General features: G+C 62.1%; 21 protein-coding genes and 1 tRNA gene. 8 read left to right on the top strand and 14 right to left on the bottom strand.

Annotation, left to right across the window (positions count from 1 at the left end):
- Positions 1 to 69 precede the first annotated feature (69 nt).
- Entirely contained in the window at positions 70 to 384 is a 315-nt protein-coding gene (locus BM186_RS01530) for a 3-phosphoglycerate kinase (protein WP_072422753.1), read from the bottom strand.
- Positions 385 to 461: 77 nt separating this feature from the next.
- Here BM186_RS01530 and BM186_RS01535 point away from each other — a divergent pair, with 77 nt between their 5' ends.
- From BM186_RS01535 to BM186_RS01545, 3 genes are read left to right on the top strand one after another with little or no spacing between them, the layout of a single operon-like run.
- A complete protein-coding gene (locus BM186_RS01535; protein WP_017677935.1) occupies positions 462 to 1,388 on the top strand; it encodes a LysR family transcriptional regulator in 927 nt (308 codons plus the stop codon).
- Positions 1,389 to 1,398: 10 nt separating this feature from the next.
- Positions 1,399 to 2,196, top strand: a complete 798-nt coding sequence (locus BM186_RS01540) for an alpha/beta fold hydrolase (protein ID WP_072422754.1) — start codon at positions 1,399 to 1,401, stop codon at positions 2,194 to 2,196.
- A 5-nt stretch (positions 2,197 to 2,201) separates the two neighbouring features.
- Positions 2,202 to 2,756: a peptidylprolyl isomerase gene (locus BM186_RS01545; protein WP_074913214.1), complete on the top strand. Its 555-nt coding sequence runs from the start codon at positions 2,202 to 2,204 to the stop codon at positions 2,754 to 2,756.
- Between the two features lie 135 nt (positions 2,757 to 2,891).
- On the opposite strand, the gene fpr is transcribed toward BM186_RS01545, so the two are convergent.
- Positions 2,892 to 3,671, bottom strand: coding sequence for a ferredoxin-NADP reductase (gene fpr, locus BM186_RS01550; protein WP_026041990.1), 780 nt, complete (start codon positions 3,669 to 3,671; stop codon positions 2,892 to 2,894).
- 113 nt (positions 3,672 to 3,784) lie between these two features.
- On the opposite strand from fpr, the gene BM186_RS01555 reads away from it, so the two are divergent.
- Entirely contained in the window at positions 3,785 to 4,711 is a 927-nt protein-coding gene (locus BM186_RS01555; protein ID WP_074913215.1) for a LysR family transcriptional regulator, read from the top strand.
- 60 nt (positions 4,712 to 4,771) lie between these two features.
- Here the strand turns inward: BM186_RS01555 and erdR are convergent, their stop codons facing one another.
- Positions 4,772 to 5,422: a response regulator transcription factor ErdR gene (erdR, locus tag BM186_RS01560; protein WP_072422757.1), complete on the bottom strand. Its 651-nt coding sequence runs from the start codon at positions 5,420 to 5,422 to the stop codon at positions 4,772 to 4,774.
- Between the two features lie 203 nt (positions 5,423 to 5,625).
- Between erdR and BM186_RS01565 the strand changes: the two genes are divergently transcribed.
- The gene (locus tag BM186_RS01565; RefSeq protein WP_074913519.1) at positions 5,626 to 6,552 is read left to right on the top strand and encodes a DMT family transporter; all 927 of its coding nucleotides are present in this window, start codon (positions 5,626 to 5,628) and stop codon (positions 6,550 to 6,552) included.
- On the opposite strand, the gene BM186_RS01570 is transcribed toward BM186_RS01565, so the two are convergent.
- Both BM186_RS01570 and BM186_RS01575 read right to left on the bottom strand, forming a co-directional pair.
- Positions 6,512 to 7,234, bottom strand: a complete 723-nt coding sequence (locus BM186_RS01570) for a tRNA-uridine aminocarboxypropyltransferase (RefSeq protein WP_074913217.1) — start codon at positions 7,232 to 7,234, stop codon at positions 6,512 to 6,514. The two genes, BM186_RS01565 and BM186_RS01570, sit on opposite strands and share 41 nt — an antisense overlap.
- A 60-nt stretch (positions 7,235 to 7,294) precedes the next feature.
- A complete protein-coding gene (locus BM186_RS01575; RefSeq protein ID WP_083431548.1) occupies positions 7,295 to 8,983 on the bottom strand; it encodes an OmpP1/FadL family transporter in 1,689 nt (562 codons plus the stop codon).
- A gap of 290 nt (positions 8,984 to 9,273) precedes the next feature.
- Between BM186_RS01575 and BM186_RS01580 the strand changes: the two genes are divergently transcribed.
- Complete coding sequence (locus tag BM186_RS01580; protein WP_021488358.1) at positions 9,274 to 9,675, top strand: quorum-sensing-regulated virulence factor family protein; 402 nt, start codon at positions 9,274 to 9,276, stop codon at positions 9,673 to 9,675.
- Positions 9,676 to 9,688: 13 nt separating this feature from the next.
- On the opposite strand, the gene BM186_RS01585 is transcribed toward BM186_RS01580, so the two are convergent.
- Positions 9,689 to 9,883, bottom strand: a complete 195-nt coding sequence (locus BM186_RS01585; protein WP_074913219.1) for a hypothetical protein — start codon at positions 9,881 to 9,883, stop codon at positions 9,689 to 9,691.
- A 37-nt stretch (positions 9,884 to 9,920) separates the two neighbouring features.
- Positions 9,921 to 12,323 (bottom strand): phosphoketolase family protein, encoded by a 2,403-nt coding sequence (locus tag BM186_RS01590; RefSeq protein WP_074913221.1) that lies wholly within the window; start codon positions 12,321 to 12,323, stop codon positions 9,921 to 9,923.
- Between the two features lie 124 nt (positions 12,324 to 12,447).
- On the opposite strand from BM186_RS01590, the gene BM186_RS01595 reads away from it, so the two are divergent.
- Together BM186_RS01595 and BM186_RS01600 are read left to right on the top strand one after the other, a co-directional pair.
- On the top strand, positions 12,448 to 13,851 hold the full coding sequence (locus tag BM186_RS01595; RefSeq protein WP_074913223.1) for an MBL fold metallo-hydrolase RNA specificity domain-containing protein: 1,404 nt from the start codon (positions 12,448 to 12,450) through the stop codon (positions 13,849 to 13,851).
- Positions 13,852 to 13,982: 131 nt separating this feature from the next.
- A complete protein-coding gene (locus BM186_RS01600; RefSeq protein WP_072422762.1) occupies positions 13,983 to 15,056 on the top strand; it encodes an LOG family protein in 1,074 nt (357 codons plus the stop codon).
- A gap of 89 nt (positions 15,057 to 15,145) precedes the next feature.
- On the opposite strand, the gene nadA is transcribed toward BM186_RS01600, so the two are convergent.
- The 7 genes from nadA to tolB all read right to left on the bottom strand — a co-directional run bounded on the left by nadA (position 15,146) and on the right by tolB (position 20,684).
- On the bottom strand, positions 15,146 to 16,204 hold the full coding sequence (gene nadA / locus BM186_RS01605) for a quinolinate synthase NadA (protein WP_003241694.1): 1,059 nt from the start codon (positions 16,202 to 16,204) through the stop codon (positions 15,146 to 15,148).
- Positions 16,205 to 16,341: 137 nt separating this feature from the next.
- Positions 16,342 to 16,417: transfer RNA gene (locus tag BM186_RS01610), tRNA-Lys, on the bottom strand.
- Between the two features lie 58 nt (positions 16,418 to 16,475).
- Positions 16,476 to 17,150, bottom strand: coding sequence for a 7-cyano-7-deazaguanine synthase QueC (gene queC, locus BM186_RS01615; RefSeq protein ID WP_074913227.1), 675 nt, complete (start codon positions 17,148 to 17,150; stop codon positions 16,476 to 16,478).
- A 2-nt stretch (positions 17,151 to 17,152) separates the two neighbouring features.
- Positions 17,153 to 17,800 (bottom strand): 7-carboxy-7-deazaguanine synthase QueE, encoded by a 648-nt coding sequence (gene queE, locus BM186_RS01620; protein ID WP_074913521.1) that lies wholly within the window; start codon positions 17,798 to 17,800, stop codon positions 17,153 to 17,155.
- A gap of 214 nt (positions 17,801 to 18,014) precedes the next feature.
- Positions 18,015 to 18,827, bottom strand: a complete 813-nt coding sequence (ybgF, locus tag BM186_RS01625) for a tol-pal system protein YbgF (RefSeq protein WP_074913228.1) — start codon at positions 18,825 to 18,827, stop codon at positions 18,015 to 18,017.
- A 6-nt stretch (positions 18,828 to 18,833) separates the two neighbouring features.
- Complete coding sequence (pal, locus tag BM186_RS01630; RefSeq protein ID WP_003241687.1) at positions 18,834 to 19,331, bottom strand: peptidoglycan-associated lipoprotein Pal; 498 nt, start codon at positions 19,329 to 19,331, stop codon at positions 18,834 to 18,836.
- Positions 19,332 to 19,385: 54 nt separating this feature from the next.
- Entirely contained in the window at positions 19,386 to 20,684 is a 1,299-nt protein-coding gene (tolB, locus tag BM186_RS01635; RefSeq protein WP_072422765.1) for a Tol-Pal system beta propeller repeat protein TolB, read from the bottom strand.

A 20,684-nucleotide genomic window follows, 5' to 3' on the forward strand; every position in this document is an offset into this window, starting at 1 on the left:
AAAAGCGCAAATATCCGCTTACATATATCGACTAAATTGATTTATCGAGCCATCGCATCTAGGCTTTCATCACTTCAGATTGCAGGTCAGGTTGATCCGCAGGCGAATCACGCTACGGGTGAACTTGACCGTCATGTTGTTGCTGGCGCCAGGCGCCAACACACTACGCCGGGTACGTGGCGCTTCCGGGCCATTGCGGAACACCGCGCTGCACTCAGCCTCGCTCTGGCCATAGTTGTAGAGCATCAGCGCGGCCATGTTGTGGTCGATTTCCTGGGTGGTCGCGGACACCTCGGCGCCGTTGAACTGCTTTTCCACCTCGATGGGATAGGCATGGGCGGCCAGCGGTAGAAAGGCGAACAGCAAGCAGATTATTTTTTTCATCGGTGCTCTCCAACATGGGATCGCCAGTGTAGGTGGAGATCGTCGGCGATAACAGCCGATTCAAGCAGGATGATGTTATGAAAGCTCCTCGTGTAACCCTGGATCAATGGCGCACGCTGCAGGCCGTGGTGGATCAGGGCGGCTTCGCCCAGGCTGCCGACGTACTGCACCGCTCGCAATCCTCGGTCAGCTATACCGTGGCGCGCATGCAGGAACAGCTCGGCGTACCGCTGCTGCGCATCGACGGGCGCAAGGCCGTGCTCACCGAGGCCGGCGACGTGCTGCTGCGCCGTTCGCGGCAACTGGTCAAACAGGCCAGCCAGCTGGAAGATCTGGCTCATCACATGGAACAGGGCTGGGAAGCCGAGGTACGCCTGGTGGTGGACGCCGCCTACCCCACCGCCAACCTCGTCCGTGCCCTGACCGCCTTCATGCCGCAGAGCCGCGGCTGTCGTGTGCGCCTGCGTGAGGAGGTGCTGTCTGGAGTCGAGGAAGTACTGCTCGAAGGCACTGCCGACCTGGCCATCAGCGCGCTGAACATCACTGGCCACCTCGGCATCGAACTGGGTGAAGTGGAATTCGTCGCCGTCGCCAACCCGGAACACCCACTACACCGTCTGCAACGCGAGCTGAGCTTCCAGGATCTGGAAGGCCAGATGCAGGTAGTCACCCGTGACAGCGGCAGACTGCAGCCGCGCGACGCCGGCTGGCTCGGCGCCGAGCAGCGCTGGACGGTGGGCAGCCTGCCGACCGCACGCACCTTCGTCAGCAGCGGCCTGGGCTTCGCCTGGCTGCCGCGCCATCTGATCGTCCGCGAACTGCAGGATGGTCTGCTGAAACCTCTGCCCCTGACTCAGGGCGCTATCCGCAAACCGCGCTTCTTTCTCTACAGCAACAAGGAACGCGTACTCGGCCCGGCCACGCAGATTCTCATCGAGCTGATCAAGAACTTCGATGCCGCCCCTCTGGACGCGCCCTTCGCCGCACCGCAGTCGACTAACTGAGAGCCCCGCCATGCCCTACTTCGACAACGATGGCTGTCAGCTGCATTACGAAGAATACGGCCACGGTTCGCCACTGCTACTGGTGCATGGCCTGGGCTCGAGCACGCGCGACTGGGAGTACCAGATCCCCGTACTGAGTCAACACTACCGGGTGATCGTCCTCGACATTCGCGGCCATGGCCGCTCGGACAAACCACGCGAGGCTTATCGCATCGCCGACTTCGCCGAGGATGTCGTCGCCCTGATCGAACACCTGCATCTGCCGCCGGTGCATCTGGTGGGCATCTCCATGGGCGGCATGATCGGCTTCCAGCTTGGCGTCGACCGCCCCGAACTGTTGCGCAGCCTGACCATCGTCAACAGCGGCCCGGAGGTAAAGGCCAAGAGTGCGCGGGACTGGCTGGAGATCGGCAAGCGCTGGACGCTATCGCGTCTGCTCAGCCTGGAAACCATCGCCAAGGCGCTGGGCAAGTTGCTGTTCCCCAAGCCCGAGCAGGCCGAATTGCGGCGCAAGATCGAAGAACGCTGGCCGCAGAACGACAAGCGCGCCTACCTCGCCAGCCTCGACGCGATCATCGGCTGGGGCGTGCGGGAACGCCTCGATCGCATCACCTGTCCTACCCTGGTGATTACCGCCGACCACGACTACACGCCTGTTGAACGCAAGCGCGAGTACGTGGCAGAAATGCCCAACGCGCGCCTGCTGGTGATCGAAAATTCGCGCCACGCCACACCACTGGATCAACCGGAACGCTTTAATAACGCCCTGCTCGCCTTTCTCGGCGAAACTGCCAACAAGGAAAACTGACCATCATGCTCAAGCAACTCGTTCTCGCCACCGGCGCCCTGCTGCTGTCGACCAGTCTGCTCGCCGCGGAAAACCCCAAGGTGTTGCTGACCACCAGCCTCGGCGAAGTGGAAATCGAACTGGCCGCCGACAAGGCGCCGATCAGCACGCAGAACTTCCTCAAGTACGTCGACAGTGGCTTCTACAACGGCACCCAGTTCCACCGGGTGATTCCGGGCTTCATGGTTCAGGGCGGCGGTTTCGATGCCGACATGCGCCAAAAGGACACCGGCGCACCGATCAAGAACGAGGCCGACAATGGCCTGCATAACGTTCGTGGCACCCTGGCCATGGCTCGCACGCAGGTACGCGATTCGGCCACCAGCCAGTTCTTCATCAACCACAAGGACAACGCCTTCCTCGACCACAGCTCGCGCGACTTCGGCTACGCCGTATTCGGCAAGGTGACCCGTGGCATGGACGTGGTGGACAAGATCGCCCAGGTGCCCACCGGCAACCGCGGCATGCACCAGAACGTACCGCGCGAGCCGGTGCTGATCATCGATGCCAAGCGTCTGTAAGACCGCAGGGTGTCGTGGGGCCGCCCAGGCCGTGCGCACCGCGCTCCAACGAGCAATCACGGTGCGCACGGCGCACCCTACAACTGAAACGATAAAGCCGCCCCATGGGGCGGCTTTATCGTTTAACGGAGGCGCTTACTTCTCGACGAAGGCGCGCTCGATCAGATAATCACCCGGCTCACGCATGCGCGGGGAAATCTTCAGACCGAAGCTGTCGAGCACTTCGCTGGTTTCGTCGAGCATGCTCGGGCTGCCGCAGATCATGGCGCGGTCGTCCTGCGGATTGATCGGCGGCAGGCCGATATCGGCGAACAGCTTGCCGCTGCGCATCAGGTCGGTCAGACGGCCCTGGTTCTCGAACGGCTCGCGGGTCACGGTCGGGTAGTAGATCAGCTTGTCCTTCAGCGCATCACCGAAGAATTCGTTCTGCGGCAGATGCTCGGTGATGAACTCGCGATAGGCGACTTCGTTCACGTAGCGCACGCCATGAACCAGGATCACCTTCTCGAAGCGCTCGTAGGTTTCCGGGTCCTGGATCACGCTCATGAACGGTGCCAGACCGGTGCCGGTGCTGAGCAGATAGAGGTGCTTGCCGGGGTTGAGATCATCGAGCACCAGCGTGCCGGTGGGCTTCTTGCTGATGATGATCTCGTCGCCTTCCTTCAGGTGCTGCAGCTGCGAGGTCAGCGGACCGTCCGGCACCTTGATGCTGAAGAATTCCAGATGCTCTTCCCAGTTCGGGCTGGCGATGGAGTAGGCGCGCATCAGCGGGCGGCCATTGTCCTGCTGCAGACCGATCATCACGAACTGACCATTCTCGAAGCGCAGGCCCGGATCACGGGTGCACTTGAAGCTGAACAGCGTATCGTTCCAGTGGTGGACGCTGAGCACGCGCTCGACGTTCATATTGCTCATGATGATTTCCTCGAAGAACTTCAGCGCCAAAGGCGCGATTGCGCGGCATTCTATTCGCGGCAACAATATCTGTTAAGTGGATTATCAAGATATAGGTTATCGGTTATATCGATATGCGATTTACTCTCAGACAACTTCAGGTATTCGTCGCCGTGGCGCAGCATGAAAGCGTCTCGCGCGCCGCGCAATCGCTCGCATTGTCGCAGTCTGCGACCAGCACTTCGCTGACCGAACTGGAACGCCAATCCGACTGCCAGCTGTTCGATCGCGCCGGCAAGCGCCTGGCGCTCAATGCCCTGGGCCGACAGCTACTGCCCGAGGCCGTAGCCTTGATCGACCAGGCTCGCGAGATCGAACGCCTACTGGGGGGCAAGAGCGGTTATGGCTCACTGAACGTCGGGGCTACCCTGACCGTGGGCAACTACCTGGCCACCCTGCTGATCGGCAGTTTCATGCAGCGCCACCCCGAATGCCGGGTGAAACTGCAGGTACACAATACCGCCCATGTGGTGCAGCAGATCGCCCACTACGAACTGGACCTGGGCTTGATTGAGGGCGACTGCCAGCATCCGGATATCGAGGTGCAGCCCTGGGTCGAGGACGAACTGGTGGTGTTCTGCGCGCCGCAACATCCGCTGGCCCAGCGCGGCAGTGCCAGCCTGGAAGAGCTGACGCACGAAGCCTGGATTCTGCGTGAACAGGGCTCGGGCACGCGGCTGACCTTCGACCAGGCCATGCGGCATCACCCGCGCAACCTGAATATCCGCCTGGAGCTGGAACACACCGAGGCGATCAAGCGCGCCGTGGAATCCGGCCTGGGCATCGGCTGCATCTCACGCCTGGCGCTGCGCGACGCCTTTCGTCGCGGCAGCCTGATGCCAGTGGAAACTCCCGAGTTGGACCTGCGCCGGCAGTTCTACTTCATCTGGCACAAGCAGAAGTACCAGACCGCGGCGATGCGCGAGTTTCTCGAACAATGTCGCGCACTGACCGCCGGAGTCAGCCGCAGCGATCAGATCGTGCTGCCGCCGATCATCTGAGTGACTTGGCCGAGCAGCACGATCGCCCACACCGTTGTGCAGCGGATCGTAGACAGGTTCTCACTGCGCAGGGATCGATTCCATCTGCTGCAACAGCAATGCTGCCTGAGTACGGGTGCGCACGCCCAGCTTGCGGAAAATCGCCGTCACATGCGCCTTGACCGTCGCTTCGGAGACGCTCAATTCATAGGCGATCTGCTTGTTCAGCAGGCCTTCGCAGACCATGGTCAACACACGGAACTGCTGCGGCGTGAGACTGGCGAGGCCAGCACTGGCCGCCTTGGCCTCGGCGGAAACCGGGGCACTGTCTTCGGCCAACGGTGGCCACCAGGTATCGCCATCGAGCACCTGACGCACCGCTTGCTGCAGGGTTTCCAACGGGCTGGATTTGGGGATGAAGCCGCTGGCACCGAACTCACGGGAGCGGTTGACCACGGACGCCTCTTCCTGAGCGGAGATCATCACCACAGGAATCTGCGGGTACTGCCCGCGCAACAGTACCAGGCCGGAGAAACCATAGGCACCGGGCATGTTGAGGTCGAGCAGGACCAGGTCCCAATCACTCTTGGCGGCCAGGTGGCCTTCAAGCTCGGCGATGCTGGCAGCTTCGACCAGACGCACTTCAGGTCCCAGGCCCAGGGTCAATGCTTGTTGTAGCGCGCTGCGAAACAGCGGGTGGTCGTCGGCAATCAGGATTTCGTAGGCGGCCATTGGCAGATCCTGTTCTTGTTATAAGTGGCACTGAGGTGAGTATGGCAGTGCTTTTCGCCTGAAGACCCGCTCAAGCCTGCTCATTGAGCATCACAGACTCCCCACTCGGACCGACGGCGGCGCTCAGCATGCCGAGCTGTGGCGGGGTGGTCAAGCTCAATGCTTTGCGGCACGATGCGCAGCTTTCCTGCCGAGACGCCCTGATGCGAAGCCAAGCCCTGCGCGCTGACCTGTTGATGCTGATTACCGCGATGATCTGGGGCAGTGCCTTCGTCGCCCAGCGTCTGGGCATGGATAACATCGGCCCCTTCCTTTATACCGGCCTGCGCTTCGCCCTCGCCTGCCTGGTCCTATTGCCGGTGCTGGCTTTGCTGCAACGTCGCTCGCAGCGCCCCGCTGCACCGCTGAACCGCAACCTGCTGGTGGGTGGCGTGATCATGGGTCTGGCGCTGTCGCTGGGGATCAATCTGCAGCAGGTTGGCCTGCTGTTCACCACGGTGACCAACTCAGGCTTCATCACCGGGTTGTACGTGATCGTGGTACCGATTCTCGGCCTGCTGATCGGCCAACGCAGCAGCGCCGGCATCTGGTTGGGCGCCAGCCTGGCAGTGGTCGGCATGTTCCTGCTCAGCGTCGGCGAAGGCTTCACCGTGGCCTCCGGCGACTGGTTGCAGTTGGCTGGCGCCTTCGTCTGGGGCGTGCATGTGTTGCTGGTGGGATTCTTCGCCAGCCGTCACGACCCGCTGCGCCTGGCTTTCATCCAGTTCACCACCTGCGCGGTGATCAGCCTGATCCTGGCGCTGGTGTTCGAGACCGCGACACTGGACGGCATCATTGCCGCTGGGCCGGCCATCCTCTACGGCGGTGTGTTCGGCGTGGCGATCGGTTTCACCCTGCAGGTGGTGGCGCAGCAGCATGCCATCGCCTCGCATGCGGCGATCATCCTCTCGCTGGAAGCCGTATTCGCTGCCATCGCCGGCGCCCTGTTGCTGAGCGAAGTGCTGGCACCGCGCGGCTATCTGGGTTGTGCGCTGATGTTCGGCGGCATGCTGCTGGCGCAGCTGTGGCCCAAGCCGCTGCCCAGCGAACTCAGCGGTACGTCTGCAAACGCTGGTGCAGAGCGTCGTTGAGATCCAGCGGCAGACGCCGTTTGGCAGCCAGGTAGTGCTGGCTGAACACATCGAGATAATCGTCCAGCGCCTCGCCGGCACGCAGGTCGCCAGCCAGCTCCAGGCACATGGCGGCCACCTCGGCGGTGCACAGGTGCTCGCCACGAGTGGAGCGACGCAGGCGATAGCGCGATAGCTGCGCCGGCGTCAGGCTCAGCACCGGTAGCGCATCCAGATAGGGGCTCTTGCGAAACATCTTGCGCGCCTCGGTCCAGGTGGCATCGAGCAGCACGAACAGCGGCCGCTTGCCGGGCGCAAGCCGCACCTCCTCCACCACGCGCTGCGGCGCCACGTACTCACCGGGAAACACCAGATAAGGCTGCCACTGCGGATCGGCCAGCAACTCCAGCAGCGCCGGGTCGACGGCAGTGCGCGTCCAGCCGAAGGCGTGGGTTTCAGGCACCACATCAGCGATCAGCCAGCCGGTATTGCTCGGTTTCAACGCCTCGATGTCATGCATCACCAGGCACATGGCGGCATTGGCCTCGACCTGCGGGCGCCAGGCGCACAGGCAATGGGTCGGCTGCACCCGGCAGTGCGGGCAGCGCTCGGCGCGCGAACCACGGGCAATAAAAGGTTTGAGGCTGCGCGCCAGGCGCTCTGTGCGCAGGCGGGCGACGGCATGTGGGGCTGGATGGGTCATGGCGGGAGCAACAGCGAACGGGGGTGGGATTCTACCACCCCCGTTCGCCGCTCAGATGGATCAGAAGGTATGGTTCAACGCCAGGCCGATGAAGTGGATGTGGGTGTTGTATTCACCGGTGTAATTGCCACCGTTGCCGGTGCAGCGCACGCCGCTGTCCTGGTACAGCCCGCCGGCGCCTGGCACCCAGCCAGCCGGGGAGCAGCCGTCCTGATAGTCCATCTTGCCGCTGGAGAACTGCACATAGCTGTAGGCGAAGTCCAGCGAGGTATCGCGGGTCACCTTGTAGTTGGCGCCGAAGGACAGCCAGTAGCGATCGGCATCAGGAAACGCCGGATGACGCAACTGCGTCGAATTGACAGGTGACTTGTCGTATGCCACCCCGGTGCGCAACAAGAGGTCGTCGCTGTACTGGTAGTTCATGCCCAGGGAGATCTTGTAGCTGTCCTTCCAGTCCTGCTTGACGCTCAGGTCGCCCTCGGTAACGCCATTGAAGTAGGGATAGCCGGCTACCTGATCGATACCGATGCGCACTTCGTCGAGCCGCGAGTGACGGGTGAAGGTCAGATCCGCCATCAACGCCACCTTGTCGTTGAGCTGATGGAAGGCGTTGAATGAGAGCATCTCCGGTGTATCGATAGCGGTCTTGGCCTTGGAGTTGGGGTGCAGCCTGGAGCCAGCGAAATCGCCGGGATTGACCCAGTTGCTCGGGTCCAGCACCTGCCCCAATGCATCGGCTGGCGGCAGGGTAATGATGCCGAGATCGATGCCACCGCTCAGATCGGTATCGGGTGAAGGCACGCTGCCGGACACGCCGGCGAAGCTCCACTTGGTCTCACCCTCAAGGGTGTGGCGAATGTTGGAACGATACGACACGCCAAAGCGCGTCGACTCGGTCGGCTCCCACATGTAGCCGATATTCCAGCCAAACCCCCAGTCATCGCCCTTGACCCGGAAGTAACCGTCGCCCTGGACGTTGTCGGCGAAGTTCTTCGCCACACAGTCGACAAAAGCGTCATCGGCCTGACCGTCGCAACTACTGATCTCACTGGGCACATTGATGCCGTAGAGCAAGGGAATGGCGAACTGACCAAGCGGTGATGCGGCCAGCTCGGTCAGATCCTGATTGGCGGTGACGAACTGCCCAGCCAACTGCCGCGACGCGCCTTTCACGTCTGCCGCACCGCGCTGCACCGATTTGATGTACTGCGCCGACACGCCGAAGCCGATGCTGTGGTGTTCGTTGAAACGAAAGGCAATGCTCGGGTTGAAGGTCACCGTCTCCAGGCTGGCCGACTGGATACCGTAGCGCCCGGCCCAGTCCTCCTTGTAGTCGAGCTTGGCGCCGAACGGGGTGAAGATGCCCAGACCGATCGTCACCCGGTCGTTGATCTCGTGGGAAAAATAGAAGTTGGGCGCAGCGGCGGCATCGGGCAGGAACTCGCCGGCATCGCCCGACACCGGATTGCCGAATACATCGCGGCTACCCTTGTCCTCGTAATCGCCGTCCGGCAGCAGAATGCTCAGACCGGAAGTCACCTGGGTGCCCTTGAGCCGGGCTAGGCCAGCGGGGTTGTAGAAAATGGTCGAAGGGTCGGCCGCCTCGGCACCGTTGGCATGTGCCGAACCCTGCGCCGCCACCGATTGCGAACCGAAGTGATAACCGGATGCCTGCGCCTGCGCAACGGGCAAAACCAGTAAACTGCCGACCATCACCCGCGATGGCCAGCGCCGAAAGAGCATTGTCATTGTTATTCTCCTGCACGCTGCTTGAACACCACGCAGTCCTTCCTGCACCAGCGGCAGACTTCAGGCAGGTCTGTACTGGCGACGTCCGACTGCGACGGCGGCTCAATGTCTGTGACGTGCAGGTTTGGCCGATGATCCCCGGCCTTTGGTCGTGGTGACGGGCGGCGGCCAAAGGCCAGCATGTCTCCATCGGTAACACTTTGTTTCACGCGGGCAAATGGCCAGCGGCGCGAACATTCGCTGCGACGCCCTGTCCAACCCCTCGTCCCCGCTTTCAGGAGTCACATGACATGCTGCGTTACATCCTCCCCGCTCTCGCGCTCAGCCTGATGCTTCCCACTGCCCAGGCAGCCTCGCTGAAGGAGATGGAGCTGACTCGCACCCTGGAGCAGGTCGCCCGACAGAGCAGTGAAGGCACGCCGCGGGCGATCAACGAGGACATTCTCGATCAGGGCTATACCGTGGAAGGTCACACGCTGATCAACCACCTCAGCGTGCGCGAAGCGCATGCGGCGCAGATGCGCGGCAACCCCGATACGGTGCGCAGCCAGCTCGCGGCCAGCGTCTGCCGCAATCCGGGTTATCGCAGCCTGCTGGCGCAGGGCGCGCAGCTGCGTTATCAGTTCAGCGAGTATCGCAGCAACCGTCCGGTCACCGTGGAAGTGTTCGACAAGAGCGACTGCGGTCTCTGAAGCAGGCGAAAACTCAGCCCCGTTCCGCTCGCCGCTGCGCCTCATCGGCGCGCAGCTCGGCGAGCAAGGCCTCCATATAGCGCGAACGTCGTACGCCGCCCTCGAGGCGACGTCGACATTCATCCTCCAGGCTCAGTTGATTGGTTCGCGCCGCCTGCTGAAGCATGCGATAGAGGTCCATTTCGATCTCCAGAATCAGCTTGGGCATACCTGCCTCTCCCTTCCTATTGACCCATTCAGCCGACTCAACGCAAGGAGCGAGCATCCCCCCTCCCTGCCAGAGCCGCCTGTTCCACAGCCGTCAGCCAGGCGTCGACCGATACGCCGAGCACCTCGGCCACACTCTGCAGCACGTGTGCCCAGGTACAGCCATTGGCGAACAACATGCTGGCTTCGTCGAACGTGCCACCACGGTTGCGGTAACCAAGCGCGCGGCACGTAGCGGCATCGCCCAGCACCGTCGCCAGATGCCCCAAGGCCACTTCCGGGCGCATGTGGCTAAGCAGCACGCGCCGCCGACAGGCTAACGGAAACAGCGCCTCACGCTGAGCTGCGCTGGCCACGCTGGCGGCCTCCCAGGCATCGCGCGGTACACGAAAGCGTCCCGGTTCCTGCAAGTAAATCAGACGCCAGGCCACACCCTGCTCACTCAGACGAACGGCGGCGCGGCGCATCTCGCGCAGCTGATAGCTGCCACTGGCAATCAGCAGCACTGGCTCGCCATCGCCCTGCGCATCGACCAGCAATGCTCCATCACGGGCCAGTTGCTTAGACTGTTCGACTGTAAAGGCGCAGGGTTGTTCACGCTTGGCTACCACCAGGCACGCAAGCCGGCCGCGCTCCTGATAGATGCCAGGCAGCAGGGCCAGCAGCGAGTTGTGATCGGCCGGCAACAGCACGCGCATGACATCGTGCATTTCGCCCAGCAGTGCCTCGCAGAAGGTGGTGTCCTGATGCGATTGCTGGTTCTTGCCGTTCTCCCAGGTGTGCGAAGTGGCCACCAGCGGCCAGCCCAGCCAGCCGGCTGGACGCCCCGCCTCCTTCTGCTGGCGTGCGAAGATCAGACTCTGGCGCACGGCGCCGAGCATCTTCACGCAAAACGCCTCGTAGCTGGCCACCAGATTCAGGCCGCCCTGATTGGCGAGACAGGCTGATACCACGGCCTCCTCATTGAGTGCGGTGATCACCGCGCCATGTAGCGACTCCAACTCGCTCTCGGGTTGGCTGACGCGATGCTTGAGCGCCGCCAGCACACCGCTCAGACGGTTGCTGGCCAATTCGTCCGGGTTGCCGACACGCGGCCGCAACTGCGGGTTGGCGCGCACCAGATCGACGAAATAACGATCCAGCGCACTCATGGGCGAACAGGGCCGATCATGAAAATGCAGCGCCGGCTGTACCGGTTGCGACGGTTGACGCCGTGCCAGCGGGTTGTCCCGTTCCAGCACACGACCCTTGCGGCTGGCGAACAGATTGCATGCGTAGGACAACGTCTGCGGCTCTACCCACAAGGCCGCAGCATGCTGGTTGAACAGCTCGCGCGCCTGCGCGTCGAGAGCCGGGCTGGCCGGTAGCGGCAGGTTATGAGCGGCGTTGCTGCCAGCGCCGAAGAAACCATAGCCCTTGGTGGTTTCGGCAATGCCGTAGGGCATCGGCAAGGGATAACCGATCAGCTCGCGGTTGAGTTCATCCACTCGATGCGTCAGGCGCTGCTCCATCTCCCACAGCGCACAGACGAAAGCTGCCGGATCACGCCCATCGAAACTCAGGGGATCGAAGCCGCAACCGCGCAGGTGCCGACGAAACCCTTCCAGGCCCTCCAACGTACCCAGCTCAGTACGCTGCTCGATACGCCGGCCGTTAGCGATCATCACCGGTAGCGCCACGCCACAATCCTCGGCACGCCACCAGCGCGGCATCCAGTCGCTGCCGCGCTGCTCCTCGGCGGCGCCGTCGGACAGGAACGCCACCAGCTTCTCCCCCGGCAATGGCAGATGCGCGTACTGCAGCTCAGCGAAGCCAAGGTATCCGCCTTCGGCGATACCGCCAGCGGTATGCGGATTGACGTGACTGCCCAACGGCACGCCAGGGCTGCCGTCCGCCGCCTGGGCGTAGCTGTAGAAATCCGCCGCCAGGCGGCTCATGCCCGCCTCATCACAAGCGTAGCGCGCGGCCTGCTCTGGATGCTGGTTGCCGGTCAGCAGGTTCAGCGCCTCGATTGCTGCCACGCAATGGCCCTGCCCCATCAACCAGCCGCGCGTCTCACCGGTCAGTGCATTGAGTGCCAGGTAGCCGGCATAGGCCGGCACCATGTTCAGCGCGCCACCGGTATGCCCTTCCGGCACCTCCTTGAAATCATCGGCCTGCAGCGGCTGGCCATCGAACCTCACGCGTCGCGCATAGGTCATGTGCACCACCAGCCACAGACCGGCTGCGGTCAGCGAATCCAGCGCGTGCATCAGGCGGTAAACGCTCGGCAAGTCAGGCTGCAAACCGCCCTGCACCAGCTGATGGGCAAGACGAAAGACCGCAGCGCAGGTCTGCGGACTATGCTGGACAGGTCCGTGGCCAGCTTGCCAGCGGGCAAAGTCGGGGTATTGCTGGGCGTGCTGAACCAAGGTGGCGGCGTCGGGCAATAGCTGGGTCATGAGTGCTCTCCTGAATGTTTGCCTGCAGTTTAGGTATCGCTACGAGGCACCCGCTGACCTGCATCAAGACTCGCTCCGGTTCGAAGCGGCAGACTCGTCTCAAGATCACGACAAGGAAAAAACCATGGCTCTGCTCACTTTTCTCGGTGCGATTCAACAGGTCACCGGCTCCTGTTACCTGGTGGAAAGCCGCGATGGCGCCAAGGTTCTGCTCGAATGCGGCATGCATCAGGGACGCCGCCAGGAAGAGGATCTGAACCGCAGTGCATTTCCTTTCGACCCGAGCAGCCTGGATGCGGTGGTGATCTCCCACGCCCACCTCGATCATAGCGGGCTGCTGCCGCGCCTGGTCGCCGAAGGCTATCGCGGCCCGATCCACGCCACCGAGGCCAGCTGCGAACTGCTCGAGCTGATGCTGCTGGATTCGGCCTTCCTGCAGGAGAAGGACGCCGAATGGGAAAACCGCTGGCGCGCACGCCAGGGCAAGCCGGCGGTCAAGCCGCTATACACCATCGCCAATGCCGAGCAGGCGCTCAGCCAGCGCCGCGCGCATGCCTACGGCACAGCGGTCGAGGTTGCCAAGGGCGTGCAGGTCACCTTCCACAATGCCGGCCATATCCTCGGCTCGGCCATCGTCGAGATGCAGGTAGAGGATCACCATTTGCACCGTCATCTGGTGTTCTCCGGCGACCTGGGCAACACCTGCTCGCCGCTGATGCAAGCGCCGACGCAACTGAACCAGGCTGATGTGCTGCTGATGGAGTCGACCTACGGCGACCGTGATCATCGCCCCAGCGACGAAACCCTGGAGGAGCTGGCCGACATCCTGCAACAGGCGCACAAGGAAGGCGGCAACGTGCTGATTCCGTCGTTCGCCGTCGGCCGCACCCAGGATCTGATCTATTACCTTGGCCGCTTCTATCAGGAAGGCCGTCTGCCACAGCAGGCCGTGTTCCTCGACAGTCCCATGGCGATCCGCGCCAACGCCATCTACAGCCGCTTTCATGACCAGTTCGCGGCTACCGATCGCGCGGCGCTGGCAGCCAAGGGTGTCAAGCGAGTCGAGGACTGGCTGCCAGTGTTGCGCTGCACGCCAACAGCCGAAGAATCGATGTCTATCAACCGGATCAAGAGCGGCGCGATCATCATCGCCGGTGCCGGCATGTGCAATGGCGGGCGTATCGTTCATCACTTCAAGCACAACCTCTGGCGCGAGAACTGCCATCTGGTTTTCCCTGGCTTCCAGGCCAAGGGCACGCTGGGTCGTTTGATCGTCGACGGTGCGGAAACGGTCAAGGTGCTGCACCAGCGCATCGCGGTGAAGGCCAAGGTGCATACCCTGGGCGGTTTCTCCGCGCACGCCGGGCAAACGCAACTGCTCGACTGGGCCAGCCGGTTCGAGCATCACCCCGAGCTGTACCTGGTGCACGGTGAGCTGGAGAAGATGCAGGCCCTGCAAGCCGCTCTGCGCGAACGCCTGAACTGGATCGCCAACATTCCCGAACCCGGCGAGCAGATCGCCCTGTAATCGGCGCTTACGAAAAGCTGGAAACGAAACGGCAGACTGCCTGTGGCAAGCTGCTCAACACTCCATAATCAAGGAACCGGCCACCGCGAGAGGCTACTCGCCTCTCACAGGCCAAGAAGAGGAGAGTTTCCATGCCCTTTGAACCGGACGACTATCTGTCGCGCCACGTGCAAACCAGCGAGGTCGACCTGAGCAGCAAGGTGGAGGAACTGGTAGCTCTGGCAACCCCGAGCAACAGCCCCAACCTGGCGTTGTACCGCGAAATGCTCACCACGGTGATCCATATGGCCCAGGCGGATCGTAACCGCTGGGACGCCAAGATCATGATGCAGACCCTGCGTGAGATGGAGCATGCCTTCGGCGTGCTGGAACAACTGAAACGGCGACGCAAGGTCACGGTATTCGGCTCAGCACGAACGCCACCCGATCACCCCCTGTACAGGCAGGCTCGCGAGCTCGGCGCATTACTGGCACATCGCGATCTGATGGTGGTCACGGGTGCCGGTGGCGGCATCATGGCAGCAGCCCATGAAGGCGCCGGTGCGGAAAGCAGCCTGGGCTTCAATATCACCCTGCCCTTCGAACAAACCGCCAACGCGACCATGCGCGGTAGCCATCACCTGCTGTCGTTCCACTTCTTCTTTCTGCGCAAGCTGTTCTTCGTCAAGGAGGCCGATGGCCTGGTGCTGTGCCCCGGCGGTTTCGGCACCCTCGACGAAGCGCTGGAAGTGCTGACCCTGATCCAGACCGGCAAGAGCCCGCTGGTGCCCGTGGTACTGCTCGACCAACCGGGCGGTAGCTACTGGGAAGATGCACTGGGCTTCATCCGTCGTCAGCTTGGCGATAACGGCTATATCCTGCCTACCGATCTCAACCTGATGCACCTGGTCTACAGCGCCGAAGAGGCGGTGGATGAAATCGCGCGCTTCTACCGCAACTTCCACTCCAGCCGCTGGCTCAAGGATCGCTTCGTGATTCGCCTCAATCATCCGCTCAATGAGGCAACTCTGGCCAAGCTGGACAGTGACTTCGCCAGCCTGTGCAAGGAAGGTGGCTTTACCCAACAACCCTACTGCGAGCAGGAGCGCGACGAACCGGAACTGTGCCACCTGACCCGTCTGGCTTTTGCCTTCAACGGTCGCGACTATGGCCGCCTGCGCGCGCTGCTCAATGTAGTCAACGAGCCGGAGAATTGGGCAACCTGAGCTGACGTGCTGCCGTAGCCCGGATGGCATCCGGGCCACGTAAAGCAAGAAGCCCAGCATTGGCTGGGCTTCTTCTTACTGCATGCCTATCAGGCGTTACCGGCGACCTTCATCCGCGCCGCCTGGGTGAAATCGAGCATGCGCTTGAGCGGCTTGATCGCCTTGGGAATCAGCGCCGGGTCGACATGAATCTCGCCGGAGCCCTGACGCAAGCCGGTCAGCACGCGCTCCAGCGTATTCATCGCCATCCACGGGCAGTGCGCGCAGCTACGGCAGGCGGCGCCATTGCCGGCGGTTGGCGCCTCGATAAAGGTCTTGTCCGGGCATAGCTGCTGCATCTTGTAGAAGATGCCGCGGTCGGTGGCGACGATGAAGGTGGAATTCGGCAGGGTCTGCGCCGCCTTGATCAACTGGCTGGTGGAGCCAACCGCATCGGCCAGTTCGACCACGTTCTGCGGCGATTCCGGGTGCACCAGGATGGCGGCGTCCGGGTAGAGTGCCTTCATGTCCAGCAGCTGCTTGGACTTGAATTCCTCATGCACGATGCAGGCGCCATCCCACAGCAGCATGTCGGCGCCGGTCTCGCGCTGGATGTAGTTGCCCAGATGCTTGTCCGGCGCCCAGATGATGGTCTCGCCGTTGTCCATCAGGCTCTCGACAATCTCCAGCGCGCAGCTGGAGGTCACCACCCAGTCGGCACGCGCCTTCACCGCTGCCGAGGTGTTGGCGTAAACCACCACGGTGCGCTCCGGGTGCTGGTCGCAAAAAGCCGAGAACTCGTCCACCGGGCAACCCAGATCCAGCGAGCAGGTCGCCTCCAGGGTCGGCATCAACACGCGCTTTTCCGGGTTGAGGATCTTCGCCGTCTCGCCCATGAACTTGACCCCGGCCACCACCACGGTCTGAGCCGGGTGCTGATTGCCGAAGCGGGCCATTTCCAGGGAGTCGGAAACGCAGCCACCGGTTTCCTCGGCCAGCGCCTGGATCACCGGATCACAGTAGTAGTGCGCCACCAGCACCGCGTTCTGCTTCTTCAGCTCAGCGGCGATTTCGCGGCGATAGAAGGCCTCCTCCTCGGCGGTCAGCGGCTTGGGCTGTTTGGCATCGAGGTGGGCTTGAACCAGAAGGCGTTCGGAAATCTGCGTCATATCATCGAACCTGCGGCGCTCTTGAGCGAGCTGCGAGTATACCCCCTGGTTGCCCATCACCACAGGCGGGGCAGTATCGGCCAGAGGGCTTTTCCGAGAGCAAAAAAAAGCCAGTCTCACGACTGGCTTTTGCGATCTGGTGGGTCGTGTAGGATTCGAACCTACGACCAATTGGTTAAAAGCCAACTGCTCTACCAACTGAGCTAACGACCCAACGCGAGGCGCATGATACTGATTTAATTCAGGAAATCAACACTTCGCGAAAACTTTTTCAGAAGTAGCGCGTCGCATCAGGCACACCGGCAGCAGCGAAACCGGCTGCACGCAGGCGGCAGCTGTCGCACTTGCCACAGGCGCGGCCGTCATCGTCGGCCTGGTAGCAGGACACGGTCAGCGCATAGTCCACGCCCAGGCGCATGCCGGTCTGGATGATCTCGCCCTTGCCCATCTGCTGCAGCGGCGCACGGATGGCAAAGCCCTGCCCCTCGACACCGGCCCTGGTCGCCAGGTTGGCCATGCGCTCGAAAGCCTCGACGAACTCCGGACGGCAATCGGGATAGCCCGAGTAGTCCACCGCGTTGACGCCGATGAAGATATCACGCGCTTCAAGCACCTCAGCCCAGCCCAAGGCCAGCGCCAGGAACACCGTGTTGCGTGCTGGCACGTAGGTGGCGGGAATGCCTTCGGTGGGCGATTCGGGCACGGCGATGCTGCTATCGGTCAACGCCGAACCACCGATACCATTGAGGTTCAGGCCGATCACCTTGTGCTCGACCACGCCCAGCTGCCGTGCCACACGCTCGGCTGCCTGCAACTCGGCGCGATGGCGCTGCCCATAGTCGAAGCTCATGCTGTAGCAGCTGTAGCCCTCGGCCTTGGCCATGGCGACCACGGTGGCCGAGTCCAGGCCACCGGAAAGGAGGATGACCGCTTTCTTGTCGTTCATGTTCAGTGTCCCGGCTCGTCGTTCCAGAGAATCTTGTGCAGCTGCAATTGCAGGCGTACGGGCAGGTTGTCGGCAACGATCCAGTCTGCCAGCGCACGTGCATCGACCTGTTTGTGGCTGGGCGAGAACAGCACCTCACCGGCACGAGCAGCCAGGTCATATTCGATCAATTTGGATACTGCCCAGTCGTAGTCTTCACGCGAGCAGATGACGAACTTGACCTGGTCATTGTCGGTGAGCCACTCGATGTTCTCGTAACGGTTACGCTGCACCTCAGCCGAACCGGGCGTCTTCAGATCGAGCACCTTGCTGACCCGTGCATCGACCGCTGAGACGTCAAGCGCACCACTGGTTTCCAGCGACACCTCGTAACCGGCATCGCACAGGCGCGCAAGCAGAGGGATACAGTTGGGTTGAGCCAGCGGCTCGCCGCCGGTGACGCAGATGTAGCGCGGCCGATAGGCGGCCACCTGGTCGAGGATACTGTCCAGCGTGACGATCTCGCCGCCACTGAAGGCATAGGCGGTGTCACAGTACTGACAGCGCAGGGGGCAGCCGGTAAGGCGCACGAATACCGTCGGCAAGCCAGCGGTACGCGTTTCCCCCTGCAACGAGTAGAAAATCTCGGTGATGCGCAGGGTTTCTTGCATGGTAGCCACGAGCGTGATGACGAAACAGGCCATCCGCTTCCGTTGCGTGGAAAGACAGGAACGCCGGCAGCGGCCGACGTTCGACAAGGCATGGCGACAAGGACATCAGCCGAGCTGAAACCCCACCTCGCATGCGAGCGCGCATTCTAATGGATCACGCGAGAGCAGATAAGAAAAACCCGCGACGAGCGCGGGTTTTTCGTCAATTGCTGGCTTACAGCCGCTGCAAGTCGCGCTGGGCCAATTGCGCGGCCGAACTGCCAGGATACTGGGCGATGACCTGCTGCAGAATGCCGCGCGCCTTGTCGTTGTTGCCCAGGCGACGCTCGACGTCGGCCAGCTTGAACAGCGAATCCGGCACCTTGGCGTGACTCGGATAGGCCTGGCTGACCTTGGCAAAGGCTTGACCGGCTGCTTGCAGATCACCCTTGGCCAGGTTCACTTCGCCCAGCCAATACTGCGCGTTACCCGCGTACTGGCTGTTGGGATAACGATTGAGAAAGGCGCTGAACGCCTGCGACGCCTTGTCGAAGTCCTTGGCCTTGATCAGGTCAAAGGCAGCGTCGTAATAGAGTTTTTCCTTGGCCGGATCACCCGGCTCGGCGCTGGCCTGCTGCTGTGCGGCAGGTGGCGTCGGGGTGCCATTGGCGTTTGCCGCGCCATCGGCTGAATTCTGTGCGGGAGCTCCACCGGCAGCGGCGCCGGAGGAAATGCGTTGGTCCAGATCCTGGTAACGCTCCAGACCTTCCTGCTTGAGGCGCTGGATTTCATTCTGTTGCTCTTCGACCATGCCACGCAATTGCGCAATTTCCTGCTGCATCTGCTCAAGCTGGTTGAACAGCATGCCCTGCGCAGAAGCGGGTGCTTGCGCACCCGCTCCGGCGTAGGCGCCGGCCGTACCATAACCCGCCGGTGGATAGCTGCTGCCCTGTTGCATGGAGCTGCTTTCCAGTACGGGAACCTCCGCCATCGCCGCAAGCGGCAAGGCGAGTGTCAGAAGGGTCAGGATACGGCGGCAATCTCGCATGGCAGCTTACTTACGCAGCTCTACGCGACGGTTCTGAGCCCAGGACTGCTCGTCGTTGCCAGTGGCAACCGGACGCTCTTCGCCGTAGGAAACCAGTTCCAGCTGAGCCGGGGAAACGCCCTGCAGAACCAGGTAGCGTTGAACGGCCTTGGCACGACGCTCGCCCAGAGCCATGTTGTACTCACGAGTACCGCGCTCGTCAGCGTGGCCTTCCAGAACGACGCGAGCGCCGTTGCCTTTCAGGTCCTTGGCGTGTACGTCCAGAGCGCGCATGGCTTCGGCCTTCAGGTCGGAGCTGTCGTACTCGAAGTAGAAGGTGGTGATAGCGCGCAGAGCAGCTTCTTCGCTCAGGCTGCCATCAACAGCGCCAGTGTTGGCACCGTAGCCAGCGTTCGGGTCAACAGCGCCTTCGCCAGCAGCGTCGCCGCCTTTGGAGGAGCAACCTACAGCAACGGCGAGAGCCAGGGACAGTGCAGCGAACTTACCGAATTTCAGCATTTCCATCATGTAACTCCTAATGAACCCCAGTTGTGTTAAGCAAAAAGGTGTAGCGCCGCATCAGTTCAGGTAAGGGGACCAAGAAGGCTCTCGAACTTCGCCTTGAGCGGTAGGAAGAGGGAGCCTCACGCGTCCATTGGTGGACGCCAACATCAAGACTCCCCGGCCCTGCTGGCGGGTGGCGTAGATTAGCATGGTGCCATTGGGCGCAACAGTGGGCGACTCATCCAAACTTGTGTCTGAAAGAATACGCAAACGGTTGGTTTCCAGGTCCTGTGCAGCCACCTTGAACACGGTGAAGCCATCCTGACGATGAATCATCACCAGGGTCTTCTCATCAGCCGACAATTTCGGGTTGGCGTTGTAGTTACCGACGAAGGTCACTCGCTCCACAGCCCCGCTATTGATGTTGGTCTTGTAGATCTGCGGCTTACCCGCACGATCCGAGGTGAAGTAAAGGGTCTGACCGTCCTTACCCCAGAAGGGTTCGGTATCGATGGCGTAATGGTTGGTAATGCGGCGCATCTGCCGGCTGCCCATATCCATCACGTAGATTTCCGGATTGCCATCGCGCGACAGCACGAAGGCCAGACGGTTGCCATCCGGCGACCAGGCCGGCGCGCCATTGAGGCCTTCGAAGTTGGTGATCTGCTCACGACGCCCGGTGTCGATGTGCTGGACGAAGATGCGCGGGCGACGCTGCTCGAACGACACGTAAGCGATACGGCGGCCATCCGGCGCGAACGACGGCGAGAGGATCGGCTCGCGCGATTGCAGCAAGGTCACCGCACGGGCACCGTCGTAGTCGGAGCGCTGCAGGGTGTAACGGGTGTTGTTGGTGCCCATGCGCTCGGCAGTGACATACAGCAGGCGCGTGGAGAATGCTCCCTTGACGCCGGTGAGCTTCTCGAACGACTGGTCGGCGATATGGTGAGCCATGTCGCGCAACTGATCGGTGCCACCACCGACATTACCGGTCATGACCTGCTGCTCGGTACTGACGTTGAACAGCGCGTACTGAATCTGCAAGCGGCCACCATTGGGCACGATATTACCGACCAGAACGTATTGGGCGCCGAGCGCTTTCCAGTCGCGGTAGATGACTTCGCTGGCCTGGGTCGGCAGGCTGATCATGTTCTGCCGCGGGATCGGTTCGAAGTAGCCGGAGTTGCGCAGGTCGTTGCCGATGATCTGCGACATGTCTTCAGGCAGTACCGAACCACCCTGCCAACCGAACGGCACGACAGCAATGGGTGTGGCGCGGTCAGCGCCCTGGGAGATCACCAGCGGGTCGGCCGCCTGGACGCTACCGACCAGCATGACCAGCCCCAGCAGGGCGATACGAATCAGGTTGTTCAC

The organism is Ectopseudomonas toyotomiensis, assembly GCF_900115695.1.
Taxonomy (GTDB): domain Bacteria; phylum Pseudomonadota; class Gammaproteobacteria; order Pseudomonadales; family Pseudomonadaceae; genus Aquipseudomonas; species Aquipseudomonas toyotomiensis.